The organism is Candidatus Fukatsuia endosymbiont of Tuberolachnus salignus (genome assembly GCF_964030845.1).
Lineage (GTDB): Bacteria > Pseudomonadota > Gammaproteobacteria > Enterobacterales > Enterobacteriaceae > Fukatsuia > Fukatsuia symbiotica.
In genome coordinates, this window is the sequence record NZ_OZ034983.1 from 287,001 (window position 1) to 311,463 (window position 24,463).

The 24,463-nt window shown below is 41.1% G+C and carries 17 protein-coding genes and 1 pseudogene; 8 read left to right on the forward strand and 10 right to left on the reverse strand.

Going from position 1 to position 24,463, the window contains the following annotated elements; all coding sequences use genetic code 11:
• Positions 1-2: 2 nt before the first annotated feature.
• Positions 3-956, reverse strand: a pseudogene (ftsY, locus tag AAHH42_RS01450) (signal recognition particle-docking protein FtsY); the annotation flags it as partial.
• Positions 957-1,371: 415 nt separating this feature from the next.
• Here ftsY and rsmD point away from each other — a divergent pair.
• From rsmD to AAHH42_RS01475, 5 genes are all read left to right on the forward strand, one after another.
• Entirely contained in the window at positions 1,372-1,977 is a 606-nt protein-coding gene (gene rsmD / locus AAHH42_RS01455) for a 16S rRNA (guanine(966)-N(2))-methyltransferase (RefSeq protein ID WP_083429612.1), read from the forward strand.
• Positions 1,967-2,239 (forward strand): DUF1145 family protein, encoded by a 273-nt coding sequence (locus AAHH42_RS01460; RefSeq protein WP_072550425.1) that lies wholly within the window; start codon positions 1,967-1,969, stop codon positions 2,237-2,239. Before rsmD ends, AAHH42_RS01460 begins: the two co-directional genes overlap by 11 nt.
• Before the next feature lie 481 nt (positions 2,240-2,720).
• Positions 2,721-8,249: a TcdA/TcdB catalytic glycosyltransferase domain-containing protein gene (locus AAHH42_RS01465; protein WP_342221541.1), complete on the forward strand. Its 5,529-nt coding sequence runs from the start codon at positions 2,721-2,723 to the stop codon at positions 8,247-8,249.
• A 21-nt stretch (positions 8,250-8,270) separates the two neighbouring features.
• Entirely contained in the window at positions 8,271-9,314 is a 1,044-nt protein-coding gene (locus AAHH42_RS01470; protein ID WP_342221542.1) for a hypothetical protein, read from the forward strand.
• 39 nt (positions 9,315-9,353) lie between these two features.
• Entirely contained in the window at positions 9,354-10,724 is a 1,371-nt protein-coding gene (locus tag AAHH42_RS01475) for a hypothetical protein (RefSeq protein WP_342221543.1), read from the forward strand.
• Here the strand turns inward: AAHH42_RS01475 and glpD are convergent, their stop codons facing one another.
• From glpD to AAHH42_RS01500, 5 genes are all read right to left on the reverse strand, one after another.
• A complete protein-coding gene (gene glpD / locus AAHH42_RS01480; protein ID WP_072550428.1) occupies positions 10,725-12,209 on the reverse strand; it encodes a glycerol-3-phosphate dehydrogenase in 1,485 nt (494 codons plus the stop codon).
• A 260-nt stretch (positions 12,210-12,469) separates the two neighbouring features.
• Positions 12,470-13,312 (reverse strand): rhomboid family intramembrane serine protease GlpG, encoded by an 843-nt coding sequence (gene glpG, locus AAHH42_RS01485; protein WP_072550429.1) that lies wholly within the window; start codon positions 13,310-13,312, stop codon positions 12,470-12,472.
• Between the two features lie 541 nt (positions 13,313-13,853).
• Positions 13,854-15,362, reverse strand: coding sequence for an IS4 family transposase (locus AAHH42_RS01490; protein ID WP_342221544.1), 1,509 nt, complete (start codon positions 15,360-15,362; stop codon positions 13,854-13,856).
• Positions 15,363-15,590 carry a transposase gene (locus AAHH42_RS01495; RefSeq protein WP_342221545.1) on the reverse strand — a complete coding sequence of 76 codons (228 nt, stop codon included), beginning with the start codon at positions 15,588-15,590 and terminating at the stop codon, positions 15,363-15,365. It lies immediately after the preceding gene.
• A 265-nt stretch (positions 15,591-15,855) separates the two neighbouring features.
• A complete protein-coding gene (locus AAHH42_RS01500; protein ID WP_342221546.1) occupies positions 15,856-16,221 on the reverse strand; it encodes an IS630 transposase-related protein in 366 nt (121 codons plus the stop codon).
• A 652-nt stretch (positions 16,222-16,873) separates the two neighbouring features.
• Here AAHH42_RS01500 and pdxJ point away from each other — a divergent pair.
• From pdxJ to tadA, 3 genes are read left to right on the forward strand one after another with little or no spacing between them, the layout of a single operon-like run.
• Positions 16,874-17,617 carry a pyridoxine 5'-phosphate synthase gene (gene pdxJ / locus AAHH42_RS01505; protein ID WP_072551075.1) on the forward strand — a complete coding sequence of 248 codons (744 nt, stop codon included), beginning with the start codon at positions 16,874-16,876 and terminating at the stop codon, positions 17,615-17,617.
• Positions 17,605-17,991, forward strand: coding sequence for a holo-ACP synthase (gene acpS / locus AAHH42_RS01510; RefSeq protein ID WP_072551076.1), 387 nt, complete (start codon positions 17,605-17,607; stop codon positions 17,989-17,991). The genes pdxJ and acpS overlap by 13 nt, the downstream gene beginning before the upstream one ends.
• Before the next feature lie 39 nt (positions 17,992-18,030).
• The gene (gene tadA / locus AAHH42_RS01515; protein WP_072551077.1) at positions 18,031-18,537 is read left to right on the forward strand and encodes a tRNA adenosine(34) deaminase TadA; all 507 of its coding nucleotides are present in this window, start codon (positions 18,031-18,033) and stop codon (positions 18,535-18,537) included.
• Between the two features lie 10 nt (positions 18,538-18,547).
• Here tadA and clpA read toward each other — a convergent pair whose 3' ends face one another.
• From clpA to macA, 4 genes are all read right to left on the reverse strand, one after another.
• Positions 18,548-20,824: an ATP-dependent Clp protease ATP-binding subunit ClpA gene (gene clpA, locus AAHH42_RS01520; RefSeq protein ID WP_072551078.1), complete on the reverse strand. Its 2,277-nt coding sequence runs from the start codon at positions 20,822-20,824 to the stop codon at positions 18,548-18,550.
• Between the two features lie 27 nt (positions 20,825-20,851).
• Positions 20,852-21,151, reverse strand: coding sequence for an ATP-dependent Clp protease adapter ClpS (gene clpS, locus AAHH42_RS01525; protein WP_119797762.1), 300 nt, complete (start codon positions 21,149-21,151; stop codon positions 20,852-20,854).
• Positions 21,152-21,226: 75 nt separating this feature from the next.
• Positions 21,227-23,185, reverse strand: a complete 1,959-nt coding sequence (gene macB / locus AAHH42_RS01530; protein ID WP_342221548.1) for a macrolide ABC transporter ATP-binding protein/permease MacB — start codon at positions 23,183-23,185, stop codon at positions 21,227-21,229.
• Entirely contained in the window at positions 23,185-24,246 is a 1,062-nt protein-coding gene (gene macA / locus AAHH42_RS01535) for a macrolide transporter subunit MacA (RefSeq protein ID WP_425286342.1), read from the reverse strand. Before macA ends, macB begins: the two co-directional genes overlap by 1 nt.
• Between the last annotated feature and the right edge of the window lie 217 nt (positions 24,247-24,463).

The following is a 24,463-nucleotide window of genomic DNA, read 5'->3' on the forward strand; positions in this document are numbered from 1 at the left end:
TATTAATCCTCTTGAGCAAAAAGAGCCTCAATAAAATCGTCAGCCTTGAATGGCCGTAAGTCTTCGACGCCTTCACCAACACCAATATAACGAATAGGTATGCCGAACTGATCCGCGATGGCAAAAATTACCCCGCCTTTCGCACTGCCATCGAGTTTGGTCAAGCTAATTCCGGTTAAACCTACGGCTTCATTAAATAGTTTTGCCTGGCTGATCGCATTTTGTCCGGTGCTAGCATCCAACGTCAGCATAATTTCGTGGGGAGCATCAGCGTCCAGCTTTTTCATTACCTTGACTATTTTTTTCAGCTCTTCCATCAAATGGGCTTTATTTTGCAAACGTCCCGCAGTATCTGCTAGCAACACATCAATACTACGTGCTTTAGCTGCCTGAAATGCGTCGAAAATGACTGAAGCAGAGTCAGCACCGGTATGTTGTGCCACGACGGCAACCTTATTACGTTCACCCCATATCTGCAATTGTTCAACAGCAGCAGCGCGAAAAGTATCACCTGCAGCCAGCATGACTGATTTGCCTTGCGACTGAAACTCGTGTGCCAATTTACCTATGGTGGTCGTTTTGCCAACACCGTTAACTCCAACCATTAAAATAACGTACGGAGCCTTGCCCGTTATATCCAGTGGTTTATCAACTCTAGCAAGAATTTCAGACATTTCCTCTTTCAGCTTAATGTATAGCGTCTCGGCGTCTTTTAACTGCTTACGATCGGCATGAGCAGTCAGTGAAATGATGATCTTACGTGTGGTGTCTACACCTACATCGGCAATCAGCAGTTTTTCTTCTAGCTGCTCAAACAAATCATCATCAATTTTTTTACCGCGAAAAAAGCCAATGAAACTGGAACCAATATTTTCTTTGGTTTTCAATAGACTACGTTTTAGACGAGCAAAGAAACTTTCTTTGTTTGGCCGTTTCTGCTCTTGTTGCGTTATTGGCTCAATATGAACGTCAACGGATTGCTTCAGTTCTTTATCGATGTCGCTACCCGTTTTTTCATCACTTTGCGTCGGGAGCACCATGTCAACAGCAGGCTCTTGAGGTTGTTCTGTTGTTTGCTGTTCACTGTGACGGCCAAGACCTAGCCACGAAAAAAGCCCAGGTTTTTTTTCTTTTGCCATTGGCAGTTGCACTCCTAGTGTTCGGATCATGGCTGATATAAAGTTAGACTTCTTGCAAAATCTACTACGTGCTGCAAATTCTGCGTTACGTGGTGCCTAGTCAGTCTACCATTTTCCATGCCACAGCAACTAGGGTGAGTCAATTGTTTTGTAAGAAGTGTTATTTAAGCCTTCCTTACACAGTACAGTCATCGGTAGAATGGCGGCCAACTTTCTTATCTCTCCACGTAAAATGGCAAAAAAATTACAATCTACCTCCTCGGGGAAAGTTCGTATCATTGGTGGCAAATGGCGTGGCCGTAGACTGCCAGTACTTGCTGGCCAGGGGCTGCGTCCCACGACGGATAGAGTGAGAGAAACCCTCTTCAACTGGCTTGCTCCTATGATTCAAGGGTGTCGTTGTCTAGATTGCTTCGCTGGCAGTGGTGTATTGGGACTGGAGGCCCTATCCCGTTATGCGGCAGCAGCAACCCTACTGGAGTCAGAACAGCATGTCGTGCGTCAATTGATAAGTAATTTGGATTTATTAAAAGCAGAAAATGGGCAGGTGATCCACACTGATACACTGAACTGGTTAACACAACTCGGCCAACCCTACGATTTGGTGTTTTTGGATCCTCCTTTTCGTCGTGGTTTGCTGGCTGCAAGCGCGCATCTACTAGAGCAAAAAAATTGGTTGGCTGATGAAGCATGGATTTATGTTGAGACAGAGGTAGAAAACATAGCCATAGACTTTCCCACCAATTGGCAATTACACCGGGAAAAAACTGCCGGACAGGTTGTTTATAGATTGTATATTCGTCATCTTTTGATACTGGAGCAAGAAAATGTGGATTAATTTCGGTCGATTATTAATGTTAACAACATGGGGATTTTTATTATTAAATCTTTTTCGTTTTTTTCCTAAACCTTTAAGATACTTTATCGATGTTGCCATGATATTTATGATGCTGATGCATGGATTACAACTAGCACTATTGAGATCAACCCAACCCAAGGATCAGCCAATTAGTGGATGGCAACAGACTAAGATTTTTATTTTTGGTGTCTTTGAGCTGTTGGCTTGGCAAAAAAAACAACTCCAGTTACCTAAAAAATAATGCGTTTTTCTTCGGTTGAGGATCAGTATTTAAAGTAGATGAGGAGATTATCTGATGTCAATGGATTCAGATCCTCAATCTATGTTTGATCTACCGTAGCGGATAATCATTTTTGCATTTTGCATAAAACTGGCGTAGTATTTTGAAAAGTGTGCGTGCTTTTAAAATATTTTTATATACCTATCACGATTTGTTCATCCCAAAATCCATTTTTACACATGCAGTCAAAGTGGAAACCGTTTTTCGCCGTTATTTTTAAATTAAATTTTTTAAAATTTGTCTCCTTTGTTGATACGTCGTCAAAAATCAGCGTAAAATATTTATTTATTTATTTATTTATTTATTTATTTCATTATATACAAAAAATCACTGTGTTTTTCCGCCAATTTTTTCCTTATATGAGCGTTATTCATGACGAGTTTTCACAGCCTCTTAAATAAATCACAACATACTTAAACCAGAAAAAATGGAATAGAAAATAATGGAATTACAAACCGTACAATACTTAGATGTCGCTCGACAATTGGGCGATATAAAAATAGATAAATCTGAATATGATAAAAAAGAGAATTATTACAAATTTATTACAGCTCGTAATCAATATTTAAATTTAACTACCTCCTCAACGCCATCAAATAAAGTCGAACCAGCACAATTAGATGAAACTTCGCTGCTATTAAAAATGATGTTTTATCTTGACAAGTGGGTTGCGATTAATAACAACAAAGGGGAAAGACGGTATAACCCTTTTTTAGCGCAAATACTTTTAGCTCGTAAAAATACTATTATGGAAACTGTACCTAAAACAATACATTTTATCTGTCTCTGTACAATGACAGATATTCAACGGGATTACATTAATCTTTGGTTGAAAAATAATCCAGACTACTTGGTAAAGATCTGGACAGATGACGATAGCCTTCTCGTGCAAAAACTTGTTACATGTATACAAGAAAAGGCTGCAAAAGAAACATTAATGTATTTTTTACCTAGAAACTTTAATAATTTTCAAGAAACGATAAAGATTTTCTTAAAATTTAAAAGCAAAGGAAACACATACTATACGAATGAAACTAATCAAGAAAAAAATGAAATTGAGTTTTTCGATGAGTATTTTTATAATAACCCATTAAATACAGAATTTAATAAAACCATCACTACTCTTATTGATGTTAGTATTGAACTTAGAGAAGGGCATCTTAATTTTGATATCATTGAAATGACATACCCAGAAGAGATGGAAGTTATAAAACGTACTTTTATTCGACAGAAATACAATTCTTTCTCGCAAAGATTCTTTTATTGGCAAGAAAAATTCTATCGTTATTTCTTGAACGAAAAAGAAAAAGGTGATGTATGCTTTGATCAATGTGTAATAGATTTTTGTATAAAAAATGGTTTAGAAGAACGTGAAAATTTGGAGAAAGAGCGCACAAAGAATAGAGCAATATTCACAAAAATGCGTGATTATCTCAAAGCAGCCAACCCAGAAAATAATATTGAGTTAATATATAAAAATCCTGATGGTAATTTTCAGTCAAATTATTTAAATGAATTACGAGGAAATCTATCTGCCGCTAGTGGCATATTTGCGTTAAACGTTTTAATCAGTGAGGGTGGCATTTATTTAGGTACTGATTTACTGCCTGCCATTAATGAAAACCTATTTGTGGATTTAATCGATAAAACGCCAGATGATCCTAACGGCACGCTGAGCCAAACTATTATTTCAAGGATTATTCTTGATGAGCTTGGCAACGATGGACAAATGCCAGGGCGCACAGAAGCTCTAGTGAAATCTTATCAACTCGATAAGATCGATCCTCAAATAGAGAGTTCAATAAAAAATATAATCATAGAAGCAAAACAAAGGAAGATCCCTCTATTTATGGGACTTGATGAAATTAAAGTAGATCCCTATTTCCAATCATCATATGCTGATGGCAATGTGAAGATGCTAATAGCGTCAGTTAAAGAAGGAGAAAATAATCAATTTATTAGCAAATTATTAAATAATTGGATTGAGACATATCGAATAATTTTACAGCACGGGATCCACGCGATACAACTATCGGTGCCTAATTCACTAAGAAATGCGATTACTAGCACCCAAGAAGCATTTGCAAGAAAGAATTTAAAGGTCAATGCCAAGGCACTCATACATTATCACTGGGATATTTTGAGTCAATATGAACAAGCCATTCCCGAATTATTAGGTACTCCTGCTTATGATTGTGTCTATTCTCAGTTACTAAAAGAACTGTTAAATAGTGAAAGTGTGGAAACACAAACTATCGATTTTTACTCCTTTCAAAAAAAAGTGACTCCCTCCTTTAACTCTGCAACTTTTTTGACTGAAGAAGCCACTCAATCTCATCTGATGGGTGCTCAAAGATACCTTAAGCCGTTTATTAATAGTCCTCAATATGTAGGTCAATGCATAATACAACTCAAAGATGATGTGATAAGTGAAAAAACAGCCAAATTTTTATATAACAACAATAGCGATATAAGTGAATGGTATCGTTACGATGAAGAAACAAAACGGTTAATACCTCAATCTGTAGGTACACAGATTGATTCGCAGCAGGAAAAGTGCCTTATTTGGGTGGGAAACGGCTACCCCATAGCTATTATTGATGCCATTAATTTTTTACAGTTAACACAGCAGATCCTATTAAAAAATAATTTTCATGTAGAACAAATGACCTTAATTGCTTGCCAACCTAGAAGAACGGGACCCATTGCCGGTGTGGGAAATAAAACACTCTCCATTGAAGGGCTTTTTCATGCTTGCGAAAACAGTAAACCCAAGATAAACATCAAACGCATTGTTGCACAAGAAAGCTTATTTATGGTCGATATGATGGGTCGCCAATGGAAAGGAAGCCTGTTTGTAAATGGCATAAGCACAGGGGTAAAAAGAGAGATCGATTGGCGTATTGTGACAGAAAACGACAGTGAAGTGATCGCGACCTTCTCAGGAGATAAGCCGCAAGGCGCCTACACATACACAATACCGAGACTGGGTACAAGTGTATTAACACGTAATAGGGTTATCTCTGAATCGAATAAAGCTGCCTTCGGATTGGGTTCGGTAATAGAAACCCCACTTGTTAACCCTGGGAGATTGCCACCTTGGAAGAATAATCCTGCTAAATTAGATGGATGGATAGAGCAAACAATGGCTGAAAGGATCTCACAGGATCTAAAGAATGGTGTTGTTGTTATGGCCGCTGAGAGCATAGTATTAGTGGCGGCTATGTGTGAATCTATTCATGAGCTGATTATCAGTGATCCTCACCTTGCCAGAATTAAAACACTTATGCAGGTATTAGAACGCAGTTTGGAGGTCAATACTTACGTGGATTGGTTTGCATCTCTTGATTTTGCTTGTGGAGAAAAGCAGTTCAATCATCTTATTAACGCGCTCTTTACAACACCCAACGAGCTTGATCGCGCCTTTAGGCGTCTTCAATGGCGAGTGTGTCACAAGCGTTTTACTTTTTTCAATTTAAGTCTGAGTGAAAAGGATAACGCTAAGCGTATACGCCGAGGAATGAAGAGCAAAACCACCATTCAGGCCATTTTTTTAGGCAGTATTGAGGAGGCTTTATTACCTGGGATGGAGATTGATGCCGACGATTCAACTCAACTTGCACAGGTTGCAAACAAGGTAACAAATCTCAATGCTAACTTTAGCGATCTCGTTAATGATTTGGAAAATGCAGATAACGCCCCGCGTTCATTACCTAAACTTTATACTTATTCTCTGTATGATCCTGAACGTAGTTTAATAGGAAATGTTGAGACAGTATTCGAAAAAAGTAATTTTAACATTGACTATATACATAGGTTACTGCAATTCGCTTGGAATAAAAATAAATTGTCTTTGAGCTTTGCAGACACTGCCCAATATACTAAGAGACAAGCATGGAGGCGTGCGAATTTGCACGCTTCACAGGGAAAACACAAGAAATTAGCCATGAATGAATGGCGGCTATTATTAGCGAGTATAAAATACAAGACGATAGATGAAAACTATATAATTAGCCAACTGAATACTACGCGTCATAATACAATCGACGTCAGTGCTAAAGATCTTTCTTTTGCACGCATGATGTTATATTTGAATAAAAATTTACAGCTCGTTGAAACTAACCGTGTATTGAAAAGAAAAAAACGGCCCATCGCACGATCAGTGGGAAGTATGGGTGGAGCAGGTGGTATAGGAGGTACATCTGATTCCTTTTCTTCTTTATGGCATTTTTTTATCGATTTTACTTCTACGTCAGATCTGGAAAAAAAGGAAGAAGAAATACCCGTAAACAAAAAAGTGCATTCTTGGGTATCTTTGTTGTCAGATTTTATCAATGTAATGAGTCTTCCATCCACTGTTATTGACGGAGGGGATAGACTATTAGAAAGTGCTATTAATACCAGCTGGCTTTATGAAAAATGCAAAACTCCCATCAATACTTTGTGGAATGTTCTTTATCAAGCTGCCAATTCTGAAAAAAATAAATGGTTTAATGATATTGCAACAAAAACAGGTCAGGGGCTGGGTGTTATTAGCCTTTTATTTGATGCTTATGAATACCACGAAGCCCAAAATCATCATCAACGTAGTCTCGCCGTAACAAAAGCTACCTTTGATGGAGCAAGCCTTGCTTGGGGCATAGCTGCTGAGAATATTATGCAATCTTCAGCGGAGTTCCCCCCGTTATTGATTGTCATTATAGCAAGTTATTCATTGTCTAAAATAAGTCAAGCCATTGGTAATGACATAGAGATAATGTTTGATAATATAACACGTGCAAGACTCTGTGGCGTTGAATTTAACCAATTGAAAAATGGATTTGAAAAAGGGGGATTTACTGTAATAAACGATACGTTAATGCCTTGTAAAGGCTCTGTGATTAAAACAATTAATCTGGAAAATACCAGAAAACCTTTTGTCGTATTTGATGATATCGGTGTACAAATGCGTAAAAAAACGGATCAAGGAGAAGACTTTATTGTCGACAGTAATGATCCGGCGGCTTATATTAACCTCCGTGAACTGAACGGTGTGGCGTTGGATCAATCTATAGACATAACAGGTCTTCCATCGTTCAATCAACCAGCATTAAAAAAACTGGTCTTACCTATGTCCCCTAAAATAAAAATTGATCCTGTATATACTGAAACAGATCTTATAAAATGGAGAGGTGATACTGAATTTGATGCCATGCGTTATTTTTCTAGCAGAGAGTCCAAATTTATATTTGAATTTTATAAAGAAAATTCTTTTATCGATCCAATTAAAAATTTTTTGGGTACAAACTGGATGGCAATAACAAACCTGAACTATCGTTATCAGAAAAACAATGTAAATGTTTATTTAGGTAATGACGATTATAAACTAATAGCACCAGGAATCGAAAAGAATGAAAGAACAGATGATTCTCTTTATAGAAAATATCTGCACTATAAACTTTATGGTCCTACTAAAGGTAAAGCCACTATCTTTATACTATTAAATAGAGGGCAGTCTGATATCACCATTGCGCGTAGTAATCCCAGTATAACCTGGATTATTGGGGCTTATCATGAAAATTTTCGTGATACAAAGGTGGAGCCTATCTCTAATGGTTGTAAAATTTTCAGAACAGTGCCTAATGCATCGGGTGAAACAGATGATGCTATTTACATAAATATTGACGACAGAGATAACACTAAGCTTACTTTTCATCTTTCTATTGGAGTTGGCACGATAGATTTTAAAGGTAGTACAACACATTCTGTTGGTAAGCTAATTGTCCGAGAGTTTAATGCGACAATATTTAAAACTCAATTGACTCCTCAAATTATTGATTTTCTCGATGGGGATAGACGTATAAGAAATATGGACGAAGCATCACGTATGCCACAAATGGTAAGAGCCTATCTTGAGGAAATGACAAAAGATTCGGCAAAAGTGTTGAAATATATCCCGGTAAAAAACCTGGCTATTTTCGGTAATGAATAAAGCAACAATGTTTATTATTCTGTGCAAAGCAAAAATTTCGTTCAGACAGAAAATAAAGAGGGTACACTTTTCTATAATACTAAACGTAGTCATGTTAAAATACTTTTTTTCAGTGAAATATATATTTGGTTTAAAGGCAATTTATCGATAACAGTTGATGGTGTTGAACAAGTCTATAACGATCTTTTCTGGGTATCAGATATCTCAAATAAAACGCTAAAACAAGTTTACCTTCCATTTTGTCATCTTCCTGATAGTGTTATTCAAGGACAAGTTGCGTATCCTTCTCCATCAAAGATAATAACATTCACCAACCAAAAAAATATCGATAGATTTATCTTCTTTGAACAGTCCTATAGCTATAAACAAGAAAATCATGTATTACAAATGATTTTGCAATATAAAATTGACACCAAATACCCTGAAAAAGGATTAATATTCACAGAGGCACGTGATTTACCCGTAAATTTAGCTACACAACTCATTCAAACCAAGGAATTAGTGACTCTTAGCGATTTCATGAAAAACAATGCCAATTCAAACTACACAACAGTCTCTCCACAAATAATTGATCCATGGGGTCGTACCGGGCTAAATATCATTCCCCTATTCAATCCTAAAACAGAGACTACTCTATCTATTGGCCGGCGCTTAGTATGGTCATCGGAGTACAACCCTATTGCAAAGGGTAATATCAACGCGACCTTACCCAATGAAATAGCTAATAATTCAGAATATTTAGTTAGCTATGCAGGAACGACAAAGATCGTTATAGATGAAGAAGCGGCCATAGCAATCAATACACCCGTTAGTGTCAAACATTACCATTTTTGGAGTATTATGGATAAGGATGAGAAATTCGTAAAACTCTATGTTCAACAGGATAAAAATTCTTCTACAGAAATTAATTTGAGTCATTTTAATATTCATAATAACAACGTGTTAAGTATAAATGATACGATTATTTATACTACGAGTGGTTTTCTGTATGGTTTGTACGATAATCAGAATATTCTATTTGTGGGGGTCGAAGAAAATTGGTTAGTCAAACACAATCATTGGTAGATTTATTTTTCTCAATATATCGAGGAACTGACAAGAAGTATGGACGGTTATATTCAGTTTCAAGTAGGACAAACGAAACCTATTCACATCTCCTCTCATTTGACATTTTCCGGTTTGCGACAGAATGATGGCTTAAAGCCGTTGGCTGCCTGGTATGATTGTGCTAGCCAACAGTTTATTTTTTGTAAAAGCGAAAATAGCCAAAAACTTAGTTATCTAGGGATGACTAATAATAGTCAAGGTGCCTGGATTAAGGATGTCACCAGCAACAACAGAAACGAAATAGGTTATGTAGATGGAATAACCATCGATGAATTACATACCCTTTTGCAAGGGATTGTATTTAACGACAAATTATCATCGCACCATTTGATCAAATTTACTGGCAATACAATATCAGATATGCCGACTTCTTTTTCCCATATCAATTCAGATGGCGAAGGGCATCTAAAAGGTACTACTGTTGAAGGACTTCTTTTGGATATTGAAAGAATAGGCAGCGAATTTAAAACTATTTTACTTGCCGTCACCCCTGATTTTACTCGCAAGTACCCAAGTAATCATGCGCTAGAAACGGGTTTAACAGAATGCATAAAGAACTATCAATGCTATGAAATAGTTAAAGTTATACTAGAAAATAATGAATGTGGTTGGTATGAGCCGACATCAGAAAAACTTTTTATGCCTTTTGGGACACACAAGTTAGATATTTACCTTGGCTTTAACCGTCAAGAACAATGTGTGTATTTTATGGAGAAAAATGAAAACGATCAGAACTTAATAAAGATAAATAAAAATAGAATAAGGCAAGATTTTCAGGTAGATATTGTGCATGAAGTAGGTTCACTGTATGAAAGATTCAGATTTAATTCTATACTCGTTTTAAATAGTAGTAAGCTTTCAGTGCTAAGCACTGTTGAACATGTCAACATTGATGCACCTGCTTTACTGATTACGACACCCATTGAGCAAACGAGAACCGAATCCTTCACTTTTCAGATTGAGAAGTTTCGTTATCCAGTGATATACCTGGATCACTCAAGCTGGGGCGCGGTGCAATGCATCATGCCTGGCACACCAGAAGCAGTGTTGCTTTCAAAAAAATATCGGTTTCTTCTTTTATTTGTCAGAAAAAATCTATTAGTGATTAATTATTCTTTCTTCCCGTTACGTAATAGGCCGGATAAACGCATTAAACTCATATTCAAAGGCATCAAAGTGCCTGCCAAAGGTTTATCGGAGTATTATATTTCCGCTCCTAGAGAGAGTAACCTTACTGAGGTTAAGGCTGTTACTCTTGTTGATGTCATCCTCACAATTGATAAATTGACAGAATACTACACCGAGCAGACAGGGGGTGCTACGCAAGATGGGCATGCTCTTATTCCCTGCCCTCCTCTGGAGGCATAATCAGAGTCCGTTCTGTGACAACCACGCCTGGACTCGCTGTTTCTGAGCATCATCAAGACACATACCCAACTTGGTGCGTCGCCAGATCACATCGTCGAGCTCAGTTACCCACTCTTTTCTGATCAGATAGCGTAGTTCAGCTTCATATAAATCATGACCAAAATGTTCACCCAAATCGGCAAGGTCATGAGTATCAGCCAAAATCAACTCGCTATGGCTACCATAGGTGTAGGCATAACGTTGTGCCAATGCCTGTGGCAACCACTTGAAGCGATCTCCCAATTGCATAGTATAACTGTCGCGATTACCGTTAATATCGCCCCCTGGCAGCTTACTATGCTTAGTCCAGGCTGAACCCATTTCGGGGTAATAAATGCGCAGTTTTTCTAACGCATGCTCTGCCAGCTTGCGGTAAGTGGTCAATTTTCCGCCAAAAACTGACAACAGTGGAGTGGCAGTTTGCTCATCGGTAATATCCAGGGTGTAATCACGTGTCACCACCTGAGGTGAATCAGATTCATCGTCACACAACGGACGAACGCCAGAATAAGTCCAAACAATATCAGCACGCCCGAATTGTTTGATAAAGTGATCGTTATACACTTTCAGTAAGTAATCGATTTCTTGATCATCAATTTCTACTTTTTCTATATCGCCATGATATTCCACATCTGTAGTACCGATGATGGAATATTTATCCAACCACGGAATAACAAACACAATTCTCTGATCTTCATTTTGCAGGATATAGGCTTGTGGCTGATTATGCACACGTGGTAACACAATATGACTGCCTTTAATCAGGCGAATACCATAAGGTGATTTCAGTTGCAGACCTTCATCAAAGAACTGTTTCACCCAGGGACCGGTAGCATTAACCAGCCCTTTAGCCTTCCAACTCAAAGTAGAGCCGTTTTTTGTGTCAACGGCTTCAACCCTCCATTGACCCTGTTCACGCCATGCACGAGTGACTTTGGTTCGCGTACGCACTTCACCATGATGTTGCACCACAGCCTGAGCATTTAACACCACTAAACGAGCGTCATCAACCCAACAATCTGAATATTCGAATCCGCGCACTAACTTCGGTTTTAACACCGATTCTGAGCCAAAACGAAGGCTTTGACTGGCAGGTAAACTGGAGCGTTTACCTAAATGATCATAAAGGAATAGACCAGCACGGATCATCCAGGCTGGACGTAGATGAGGTTGATGCGGTAGCCGAAAACGCATTGGGCACGCAATATGGGGTGCCAATTGTAATAATATTTCACGTTCGGCCAGTGCTTCTCTGACTAGACGAAATTCGTAATGCTCAAGATAACGTAATCCACCGTGGATCAGCTTGGAACTGGCAGAAGAAGTCGCACAAGCCAAATCTTGGGCTTCAAGTAACAGCACCGATAAACCTCGCCCGGCAGCATCAGCAGCGATACCCGCTCCGTTGATACCTCCACCAATCACAATCAAATCTTTGGTTTCCACGTCATCTTCCTTCAGATAGGCGAAACAGTGCGTTCATGCTTGTTTCCACTTAGCATTGTAAACAAAAGCTTAGCAAAGTTCCAATTGCACACCCTATTGCTCAATAGACTTCTTGTAAAACGGTCGTTTGTTATGCGAGGCCAAGGGCGCCTGGAGCGCAGTAACTGCGAGGTACATGCGAATACACGAGGATTTCGAACGCTAGGTAACGCAGAATTTGCAGCATGTAGTCTTCTTTACAAGAAGTCTAATGATTTGCATCACACCTGCAGATAGGTGCGAGTATCCCACAAAGCTATTAGTAAGCCAATCAGCAAACCACAGAGATGAGAGCTATTGGCAATTGACAACGCCAATATATTGAAGAGTCCAACAACCAGCCAGATCACAGAAAAAACCATCACCCCACGGGGTAAGATAAGGCCAGATCCCGGCACACGTTCTGTAATCAGCCAAACATAACCGATTAAAGCGTAGATCACGCCCGACAAGCCACCAAAGTTAGCACCGCTAAATAACGATTGACCCCAACCGCTGAATATCGCAGATAAAATAGTTAACACCAGCAATTTACCGCTGCCAAGTTGTTTTTCTACTTGCCCGGCAAGATACCACCACCACATCAAGTTAAATAAAATATGTAACAGTGAAAAATGTAGCAAAGCATGGGTGATCCAACGCCATAATTGCCAATATTGGCGACTATTTTTTGGCCACGCCAGCCATGACATGACGGTAGTATCACCCACGAATTGCATCAAAATATAGATGGCACCGCAAAGTAACATGACACTAAGTGTCATGCGGCCTGCTTTATTGCGTACGGTCTGAAGAATCGTTTGTAGAGAAAAAAAACCTTGATAGGGTAAGGTACTATTAAGCGTTCCAGCTTGCCAACTGGCCGCCTGATAACACGGATTACAGGGATCAAGCAGGAATTGCTTCCATTCAGATTGTACCAGCGGTAGCTTTTGTTCATCGCCTAACCAGATTTCTACCTGTTGCGTATTACGGCTAAGGGTCAAGACAACGTTGAAGGTGGTCATATAATCGACAAAAATTTGTGCCAAACGTTGATTAGAGATGGCTGTCACACGGATCATAGTGTTAATTAATTGCTCTACAAAAGTTAAGTTAACGATAAGAACCTATTCAAAATCTTCTTAAGCGACGCTTAGACGAGGAAAAAATGGGCGAAGAAGCGTGGTTTACATAGAATAAGTGAGCATTTTGAGCCCGTTTTTGACGAAGTATCAGCGAGCATAAAAGATTTCGAATAGGTTCTAAGGAAAAACAGCGGTAATTTACCTGTTTTTAGTGGCAATATTCCGCAGAGACTGTAAGTTTTTTATTTATGATAAAAATCAATAGATTAAAAACAAAAAATCACGATCAATCGAAATTAAATCAAAATGCCTATTAAATTATCTCGTACCTTAACATTTTACCCGATAACCTAAAAAATCATAGTTTGTATCAGATTTCGTCCTACTCACTCTTTCTGCTATCACGATATATGGCTGAACGATATAATAATGATTATGCACTATATTGAGAGAATAAGGCGTCAAGGCTGCAATTTAAGTCCCTTCTTTTGCTTTTGGCTTGTGCCCATTGATGTTCAATGGGATTGAGAGCTCACTTTTACCCACAATTTTTGTTATTAAGAATAATGAACAATCTCACATTTTCTTGCAGGATCTCATACCCTCGCCAAAGCGACATGATTCCCGGTAAACCCTCGGCACGTCGGTTAAGAAATCCTCCCAATTGACCCAGCCATGTTATTGCCTGAAGCACTGTGGGGGGATGCTCGGGAAGGCGGCTTGTTGTCTGTATTCTGCAATACAGCGTTTGCCATTCTATCTTTGACAACACATCGGTGCAGGTAGCCTCAGGACACAACGCTGCCATTTTGGTCATATGCATCAGTTTGAAGGCGATAATGCTTTTGAGGGTGATCATTTTCGTTAATTGGGTTGCCGTATTTAAACGACATTGTTCAACACAACATCCTGATTTCAGTGTGTTGAATAATTCTTCTATCTTCCATCTCAGTCTATACCCATTCACTTTCTCTTCTGCTTCAAAGGCGTCAGTGGCCGTCAAATTGGTCAATAATACCCATTCGACAGGCGCTACTCCTTCTGGAGGAGGCTGTTCTTTAACACTGATGGCAGATACGTGAACCTTTTCATGGATATGCCGTGAAGCGTCTTTATTGGTAGGCCCATAAACTAGATTATTTCTAATGGGGAGCCAGCCTGAAATGGAGCGAATATCCACATAAGCCGTTCTTGCTACCCTTTGCTGATTTTTGGGCAGGGTGAGTGCTATGGTTTTTAAAATCGGCGTCTTTGACAAGGCGGTTTGCACCGTTGTTTTTTTCCCCTTTTCATCGATAAATTTTCTGTCTTTCCGGTTGCGGATAATAAAAAATGTTTTTAGTGAGCTTGCAACCCGAAAAAGTTCGAAAATATCCGCTTCTCTGTCTCCCAGCGTGATTAAGCAGGTATCTTTGGGTATCAGCGCCGCTGTCTCGTAGAGGGTCTCTATCCACTTAATACTTTCTTTCTCTTTCATTGTCGATTGATAAAGCCGCCGCTGTTTTTCCTGAGGCGTTTCCTCTCGGGAAACACGTGACCAGCATTTAAGCGAGGATAACCCAAGCGGCAAGACCTCCTGAGTTACCATCAAACTTGCATGAAGCATCAACCCCATTTTATGTTTGTGATAGGCTTTAGATATACTTCCCAACCCCTCTGTCTTTTTATGTGAGTCAACGTTCAACTCTGATGTGTCCTGAAGAGAAAAAACCAGTGAATGCCCCTCCAGACGTTTTTGTGTTTGCACACAATGTGTACGGAATAGCGCGCTCTCGCTCACTCTCTCATTGCTAAAAAATCGATAAGCTCCTTTGGCCTGTGACCAGGAGCCATGACAGCTTGGGTAAATTGAACCTGACGCTTTTGATGATAATAAGCCCGCTGTTTCAAAAAAACGCTCTTTAAGGCGTTTATCTCCGAAATCAATTTGATGAAATTCTTCCCGGATCCACTCATTCCCATTACCCGTTACTGTTTTCATGTGCCTGTTTCCTGATTTAACTATTGACTCTACCAATAATCCAATTTCACCTGAATCATTTTTCATTCAACGTTGTGGGTAAAAGTGAGGATTGAGATCAGGTGAGTAGGGAGTGAGATATTCAATCCGATGCCCGGCTTTACTGATAGCCTGCTGAATGTCGAGACGTTTGTGGAAACTGGCGTTATCCATCACGATGACACAATGAGGAGGAAGAGTAGGCAAAAGGCGCTGGGTAACCCAGGCGTAAAAAACATCACTGTTAATGGAACAAAAAAATAAGCCGACCGCCATCAGGACGGTTCCCAGTAACGCGCCAATGACATTTGTTCGGCCCTTATAGCAGGGGCCGTATAAGTTGATTATGAAAATCAGCAATAACATATTGATATTAATTAATATTTATTAACAAAAGTGATCACGTTACATGGTGCCTGCTATAGCCTGCCCATCCTGGGTACCCCAACAGCGTTGACCTCGTGCAGCATAACCGTGGGTTCGTGGCCTATCGTGTGCGAAACCGCTTTCATCCAGATAAACGACCGGTTTTCCCTGCTTTTTATAGCAGGCTATCGTGTCCTGGAAGGCACGCCGTGTCTCTTCGTCTGCCTTGGGATGACGCAGGTTTTTTTTTATAGGTGACACCCAGGTTTTTCAGTGCCTGCCAAATGGCTTTCTGGCACACCTGAAAGCGCGCCGCCCGTTCCCGTTGGTAAGCATCGGGATAAAGTGCAACATCTTCAGCTAACGCCACTTTATCAAGCTTACGCCGACGGGGGGAAGAAGGTTTAACCTCGATACGACTGAGCCAGCGAGTAACGGAAGCTGAACCAATGTGGAAGCGTTTAGCGGTCTCTCTGATACTCAAGTTTTCTTTCTCTCGAATACTCAGAACTTTACGGCGAAAATCGACAGAGTGGCTCATCGCTAACTCCCTGTTAAATAATTTAGCTATACATTGTAATCAAAATTAATACGTTACGCTATACATTGTTAACAAAGTAATTTGAGGACATTTTGAGGACATTAAGATAAACGATAGCGAAGCAAGGAAAGAAGGTGACATCAAGCTTGTCAACGCATTGTAATGGTTCAATGAAACAGGACACCTTCTCAAGTCACATTGTGATACTGCCCGATGTTCAATTCTGTACCTCCATACCCGAAAAAGACGGTCAGGCGGGATTTTTTTGATTTGCAGGAATGATTATTGTAGAGTGGGGCGACTCTTGTTTATAGGGCTGTAATGGGGACTATAAAATAGTTTTTGATAAAAAATATTAAAATAAATCAAGTAAATGAGCGGTAGGTTAAAAGTCAGTCGCAGCAAAATGTTCATGATGGCAAACGGCGGGTAGAGCAACAGAAAACAGGCATGAAGTACGCGAATTAATTTTTTTAAAGCCTGTTCCAAATCTTTTTCGCTGTGCTCAGACGACAGACGAGGGAAAAATGGGCGAAAAGGCGCAGTTTACTCTTTGTATAGAACAAAAGGGAGTAAATGAGCATTTTGAGTACGTTTTTGACGAAATATCAAACGAGACAAGAGATTTCGAACAGGTTCTTAGAGGGGCATTATGGCTGATCTGCTATTGGGTGTTAATATCGATCATATCGCGACATTACGAAATGCACGTGGGACTTGCTATCCTGATCCTGTCCATGCCGCTTTTATTGCTGAACAGGCCGGAGCAGATGGTATTACCGTGCATTTACGTGAAGACCGTCGCCATATTACTGATCGTGATGTGCGTCTTTTGCGTGAAACCATCCAGACACGGATGAATTTAGAAATGGCAGTAACCGATGAGATGGTTGCCATCGCGAGAGAATTGAAACCGCATTTTTGTTGCCTCGTTCCGGAAAAGCGTGAGGAAGTGACTACTGAAGGTGGACTGGATGTTACTGGTCAATTGGATAAAATTGCCCCAGCGGTTGACATCTTGTCTGCGGCTGGGATCTTGGTTTCATTGTTTATCGATGCCGATGAGCAACAGATTGACGCTGCCAGTGTTGTTGGCGCACCCTATATTGAGATCCACACGGGTGTTTACGCCAATGCGTCCAATGACCTTGATCGTCAGAAAGAATTAGGGCGTATCGCCAGCGCAGTAGTTTACGCTGCCAGTAAAGGGTTAAAGGTTAATGCGGGTCATGGCATTACTTACCATAATGTCAAATCTATTGCTGTGTTAGATGATATTCACGAGCTAAATATTGGTCATGCTATTATAGGCGAGGCAGCGATGATGGGTTTAGCGTCTGCGGTGAGCAAGATGAAAGAATTAATGAAGGAAGCGCGTGCTCAATGGCGATCTTAGGTTTAGGTGTTGACATTGTCGCCATAGCGCGTATTAAAATCATCGTCACGCGTTCTGACAATAAACTCGCACAACGTATCCTTCATCCCTCGGAATTACAGCGTTATTTGCAACATCAACAGGCGGTTCGTTTTCTGGCAAAACGTTTTGCCGTCAAAGAAGCGGCGGTGAAGGCTTTGGGGACGGGGATGCGCAATGGTCTGAGGTTTAATCAATTTGAAGTGTTCAACGACAAACTGGGTAAACCGGTTTTGCGACTGCATCAACGAGCTGCAGAATTGGCGGCAGAGCTTGGTATGACATCGTTGCATGTTTCGTTGTCGGATGAGCAACACTATGCCTGTGCTACCGTTATTATTGAAGGATGTGTTTAATCGAACAAGCTCTTAGGATATTGTCGTTTAGAGAAGAATATGTTTGCTGAATATAATGATGAATATTGGATGGCTCAGGCATTACAATTAGCACAGCGCGCGCAGGCAGAAGGTGAAGTGCCGGTGGGCGCGATTTTGGTTTTGGATAATCACGTGATTGGCGAAGGCTGGAACCGACCTATTACTCATCACGATCCCACCGCCCATGCAGAAATTATGGCGTTGCGTCAGGGAGGAAAAAAACAACAAAATTACCGTTTACCTGACACCACCTTATATGTGACTTTGGAACCCTGTGTGATGTGCGCCGGTGCCATGGTCCATAGCCGTATCCGCCGTCTAGTATATGGAGCCAGTGATGAAAAAACTGGGGCAGTGGGCTCGTTGGTGGACATTTTGCGTCATCCCGGCATGAATCATCAGGTAGAAATCAGTACCGGGGTGTTAACTGAAGCCTGTTCACAGTTGTTGAGCGCTTTTTTCAGCCAGCGGCGGCTACAACACAGAGCAAAAAAACTCGCTCGACGGGATGATGTGCAATGTTAATCAATAAATATTAATGAACCGCTCCTACTGTTTTTCGTTTTTGCGCCGCGTGAAACTGATAGGCAAGTTGCTTTTTATTTTTCTCCAAGCCAACGATGACTGATCCACCGTAAAGCAGCGAGCCGAACAACAACTCGTTAGCTAGCGGTTTTTTCAGATTTTCCTGAATGGCTCTTTCCATTGGTCGTGCCCCCATCGCTTTGTCATAGCCCCTTTCTGTCAGCCAGTGACGTGCTTCATCACTGATTTCAAGCGACACGCCTTTTGCGTCGAGCTGAACTTGTAATTCGACAATAAATTTGTCAACGATTTGTTGTACCACCATCGGTGACAAATGATTGAACCAAATAATGTTATCGAGACGGTTACGAAACTCCGGTGTAAATATTTTTTTGACTTCTTCCATCGCATCGCTGCTGTTGTCTTGTTGCCTGAAACCGATAGAGGTACGTTCTGTTTCCCGTACACCGGCGTTGGTGGTCATGATCAGGATGATATTACGGAAATCGGCCTTGCGACCATTGTTATCCGTCAAGATGCCATTATCCATTACCTGAAGTAGGAGATTAAAAAGATCAGGATGCGCCTTTTCGATTTCATCCAGCAGCAAGACTGCGTGTGGATGTTTCATTACCGCATCGGTCAGTAATCCTCCTTGATCATAGCCGACATAACCTGGTGGTGCGCCAATCAATCGGCTAACAGTATGACGTTCCATGTACTCCGACATATCAAAGCGCAGTAATTCAATATCCAACGCTTTCGCCAATTGCACGGTGACTTCGGTTTTCCCTACGCCGGTTGGGCCTGCAAATAAGAAGGAACCCACCGGTTTTTTTTCATGACCTAACCCAGCACGGCTCATTTTGATAGCTTCGGTCAATGTTGCAACCGCTTTATCTTGACCAAATACCAACATATTTAAACGATCATATAAATGTTGTAACACATCTTTATCACGCTCTGAGATGGTTTTCTCTGGTATCCGCGCTATACGAGCGACCACAGCTTCAATATCAGCAACATTGACGGTTTTTTTGCGTTTGTTCGTTGGCATTAATCGGGTACGGGCACCAGCCTCATCAAGTACATCAATAGCTTTGTCCGGTAAATGACGATCATTAATATATTTGACTGACAGCGTTACCGCCGAATGAATGGCTTTAGCGCTATAACGGACATTATGATATGCCTCATATTTCGATTTCAATCCATTAAGGATCTGTATCGTTTCTTCTGTTGTGGGTTCAGCGATATCAATTTTCTGGAAGCGACGGGCTAGAGCGCGGTCTTTCTCAAAAATATTACTGAATTCCTGATAAGTGGTCGAACCCATAACTCGGATCCTACCACTGGAAAGCAGCGGTTTTATCAAATTAGCGGCATCGATCTGCCCACCTGATGCCGCTCCAGCACCGATAATCGTATGAATTTCGTCGATAAATAAAATGCTGTCTTTATCTTGCTCCAACTGTTTCAATAAAGTTTTAAAACGTTTCTCAAAATCGCCGCGGTATTTGGTTCCAGCCAATAATGAACCGATATCCAGAGAATAAAGTTTGCACTTTTCTATTACATCGGGCACTTCTTTTTGCTCGATACGCCAGGCCAATCCTTCAGCAATAGCTGTTTTCCCGACACCCGATTCACCGACGAACAAGGGGTTGTTTTTTCGCCGACGGCACAACACCTGAATGGCACGTTCTAATTCATTATCTCTACCAATCAGAGGATCAATACCACCGACATTCGCCAGTTGGTTAAGATTGGTAGTGAAATGTTCTATCACCTCTTCCGCTCCCGTCTGTTCTTCGCTCGACGAATTTTCCACATTGGGTAGGGGATCGGGTTCATTTTTCCGCGATCCGTGGGAAATAAAATTAACAACATCTAAACGACTGACATCATGTTTACGCAGCAGATAAGCTGCCTGGGATTCCTGTTCGCTAAAGATAGCAACCAATACGTTGGCACCGGATACTTCACTACTGCCGGATGATTGCACGTGGAATACCGCACGCTGTAAAACACGTTGAAAACTGAGTGTTGGCTGAGTATCACGCTTTTTGTCATTTTTAGATAATGTCGGTGTCGTTTGTTCAATAAAAGTTTCCAGTTCTTGCCGTAATGCAACCAGATTAACTGTACATTCCTCTAGTGCTCTTCTTGCAGCCGGATTGTTCAGTAACGCTAGCAATAGGTGCTCCACGGTCATAAACTCATGTCTATGCTGCCGCGCTTTGGCGAAAGCCATATTGAGACTGAGTTCAAGTTCTTGATTGAGCATAGGCACCTCCCCAATAAATTGCCTTAATCAGGCTTTTTCCAGCGTACAAAGCAATGGATGTTCGTTCTTCCTGGCGTATTGATTTACATGTACGACTTTAGTTTCTGCGATTTCTGCGGTGAACACACCACAAATTGCCTTACCCTGATGATGAATACTTAACATCAAATGTGTTGCTAGTCCGATGTCATGAGAAAAGAATTTTTGCAGCACGTCAATTACAAATTCCATTGGAGTATAATCATCATTGTTAAGTATCACTTTATACATAGAGGGTGGTCTAAGCTGATCGATTTGCTGCTCATTAACTAAATATTCGACATCCAGTCCCGAATTATCTAGTCCCTCGTTGTTGTTGTATAGGGTTGCCTTGCTTTGCTCGTTGTCGTGATACAAATGATTTTACTCCCGTGCTAAAGCGTCAATAGGGTTAAGACGCGCCGCATTGCGTGCGGGTAGATAACCAAAAACAACACCAATAATAGTAGAGCATAAGAAGGCACTGACCATTGTCATAAGTGGAAAAGCCACTTGCCAGTTTGGTAACAAGGCTGAAACTGTTAAGCCAATGGTAAAGGACAGTGTCAGCCCCAGAGCGCCGCCGACCAGACACACCAATACTGCTTCAATCAAAAATTGTTGCATCACATCACCCGACCGCGCGCCGACTGCCATACGGATGCCAATTTCACGAGTACGTTCTGTCACAGAGACTAGCATGATGTTCATTACCCCTATGCCTCCAACGACCAAAGAAATCACCGCCACCAAGGTGAGAAAAAGCTGCATTGTCCGCGTGGTTTTTTCAGCAGCTTGTAGATAAGTATCCATATTATAGGTATAGATATCTTTTTTGCCGTGACGCAGTGTTAACAACCTGATTAATTTTTGCTCGGTTTCTTTGCTGTTGTACCCTTCTTTTAGGCGTACCGTAATAGAATCAAAATAATATTTGCCTATTAACCGATTCGCCATCGTGCTATAGGGCAGCCATACCTGCAAAGTCTTGCCATTGCCAAACATCGATGGTTTTTTTTCTACCACCGCGACTACGGTTGCAGGCATATTACCGATCAAAATAACCTGTCCGATCACTTCTTTCAGATGTGGGAATAAGAGACGTCGCGTGTTGTTATCAATCACCACGACCTGATTTTGCTGGTCTACCTGATCTTGGCTGAAGGGCACCCCTTGTGCCATCGCCATGTCAAAAACATGAAAATATTGGTTACTGACGCCGAAAACGTTGCCCGCTCTATCAAGATTACCCGCTCGCAGACGCATACTTCCGGAAATAACCGGCGATATTGCACTAACGTAGGATTGAGCATTGAGTGCGGTTACATCATTATAAACCAGCACGCGCTGATTATTGGGATCATCATCACTATAATCACGCCCTGGGTAAATATAGATAGTATTGGTGCCTATAGCGCGAATATCCGCCAGAACTTTTTGTTTAGCGGCATCACCAATCACCAAAATAGACACCACCGAGGCGATACCAATGATGATCCCTAACATCGTCAGGGCGGTGCGCATTTTACTGGACATCATGGCGCGCCAGGCCATAAGTAGCGCTTCACGAAACCGCCCGATCACTTGTTGCCACGAAGGGATATTCACTTTGGGGTTTGTTGATATCCTGTTCTTTGGCGACGACCAATAACCGGAATCAGCGATAATTCTACCGTCTTTGATTTCAACAATACGTTCAGCTTGAGCCGCAATATTGGGATCATGGGTGACGATAATCACGGTATGGCCTTGCTGTTGCAGCTGTTTTAGAATAGCCATGACCTCTGCATTGGAATGACTATCCAATGCCCCGGTGGGTTCATCAGCGAGGATCACTTGTCCACCGTTCATCAACGCCCGAGCGATACTGACGCGCTGTTGCTGTCCCCCTGATAGCTGATTCGGTTGATAATTGATTCTTTCTTCTAGCCCGAGACGTGTCAACAATTCAATGGCGCGTTCTCGCCTTTTGTTCTTAGCTAGTCCCGCATAAACCGCGGGTATTTCAACATTATGGGTGGCATTGAGATGTGACAATAAATGATAACGCTGAAAGATAAAACCAAAATGTTCACGCCGCAACAGGGCTAGCCCATCGTTATCCAGTGTTGCCACATCCTGGCCGGCAACCAGATAGGTGCCTGCTGTCGGTTGATCTAAACAACCGAGAATATTCATCAGCGTTGATTTACCAGAGCCAGAAGCACCCATGATCGCGACCATCTCGCCGGCATGAATTTCTAACGAAACATCCTGTAGTACATCGAGACCTTGTTCATCAATACAGGGTTCGCCGGACTGGTAGCGCCGACGAATAGATTTGAGTTCAAGTAAGGCCGTCATTATTCTTCCTCCTGACCACTACGGCTGAGAATAATGTCCTCATTGACTTTTAGCCCTTCGATGATTTGCACATCCACGTCATTACGGATACCGATGCGAACCTTGCGCTTTTCTTCTTTATTGTTTACTAGTACTGCGACCTGATAGTAATCGTCCCCTAAGGATTCACCCAAAGCAGCTAGAGGTATTACTGTCGCTTGCTTTATATCTATCAATTGGATCGAGATTTGTGCAGTCATTTGCAGACGCAATACTGCATTGGGATTACGGACTTCAAAACGGGCTATATAGAAAATCGCGTCGTTGACTTTTTCTGGTGTCGGCAAAATATCTTTTAAAACACCATTAAAACGTTTGCTCCGATCACCTAACATGGTAAATGAGGCTTTTAAGCCAGGCTTCAAATGGATAACGTCAGCCTCAGAAACCTGCGCATTAACGAGCATGGTGTTCATATCCGCCAGTGTGAGAATGGTGGGCACTTGTTGCGAGGCGATGACTGTTTGGCCTTCCAAAGTGGTGATCTGCACGACTTCACCACTCATAGGTGCCGAAATTTTGGTGTAATCAAGATTAAGTTTTGCGGTGTCCAGACTGGTTGTAGTTTTATTAATTTTTGCTTTGATGGTGGCTACTTTGGCTACGCTTACTGCTAGTTCGGTACTGGCTTTATCTAACTCTTGTTCTGGGGTGGCCTGTGACTGAACCAGCTTACGCTGACGATCCAGGGTCATTTTAGCAAGCTGTTGCTCGGCTCGTGACAATAACAACTGAGCATTCAAATCTTGTAGAGTAGCCTCAACCTCTTTGATTTGGTTTTGCGCTTGTTTGGGATCGATTAGCGCCAATAGCTGGCCTTGTTGCACTTTATCGCCGATTTTTACATATAGATGTTGTAATTGACCGCTAACTTGAGCGCCAACATCCACCTTACGCACCGCGTCAAGTTTACCGGTTGCTAGCACGTTCTGTTGTAGATCTTTTTGAACGACTTTCAAGGTGTGATATTGAACCGGCGTCGGTGTCGTAAAATAGCTGATAGCAATAAAACCTGCAATCATCAAAATAATAATTACGAATATGCGTTTCTTGGATCCTTTAAACCTTGTCAAAGCTATTTCTGCCTTATTGAGTCAGTGTCATCAAATTGCCCAGCGTTATGCGGACACTGAATTTATAAACATTCAGTAAATCAAAAAATTAACATAAAAACGATAATAATTAAACACAAACCGATACCTATAACCTACTCAAACCTGAGTTCGATATAAGGAGTTA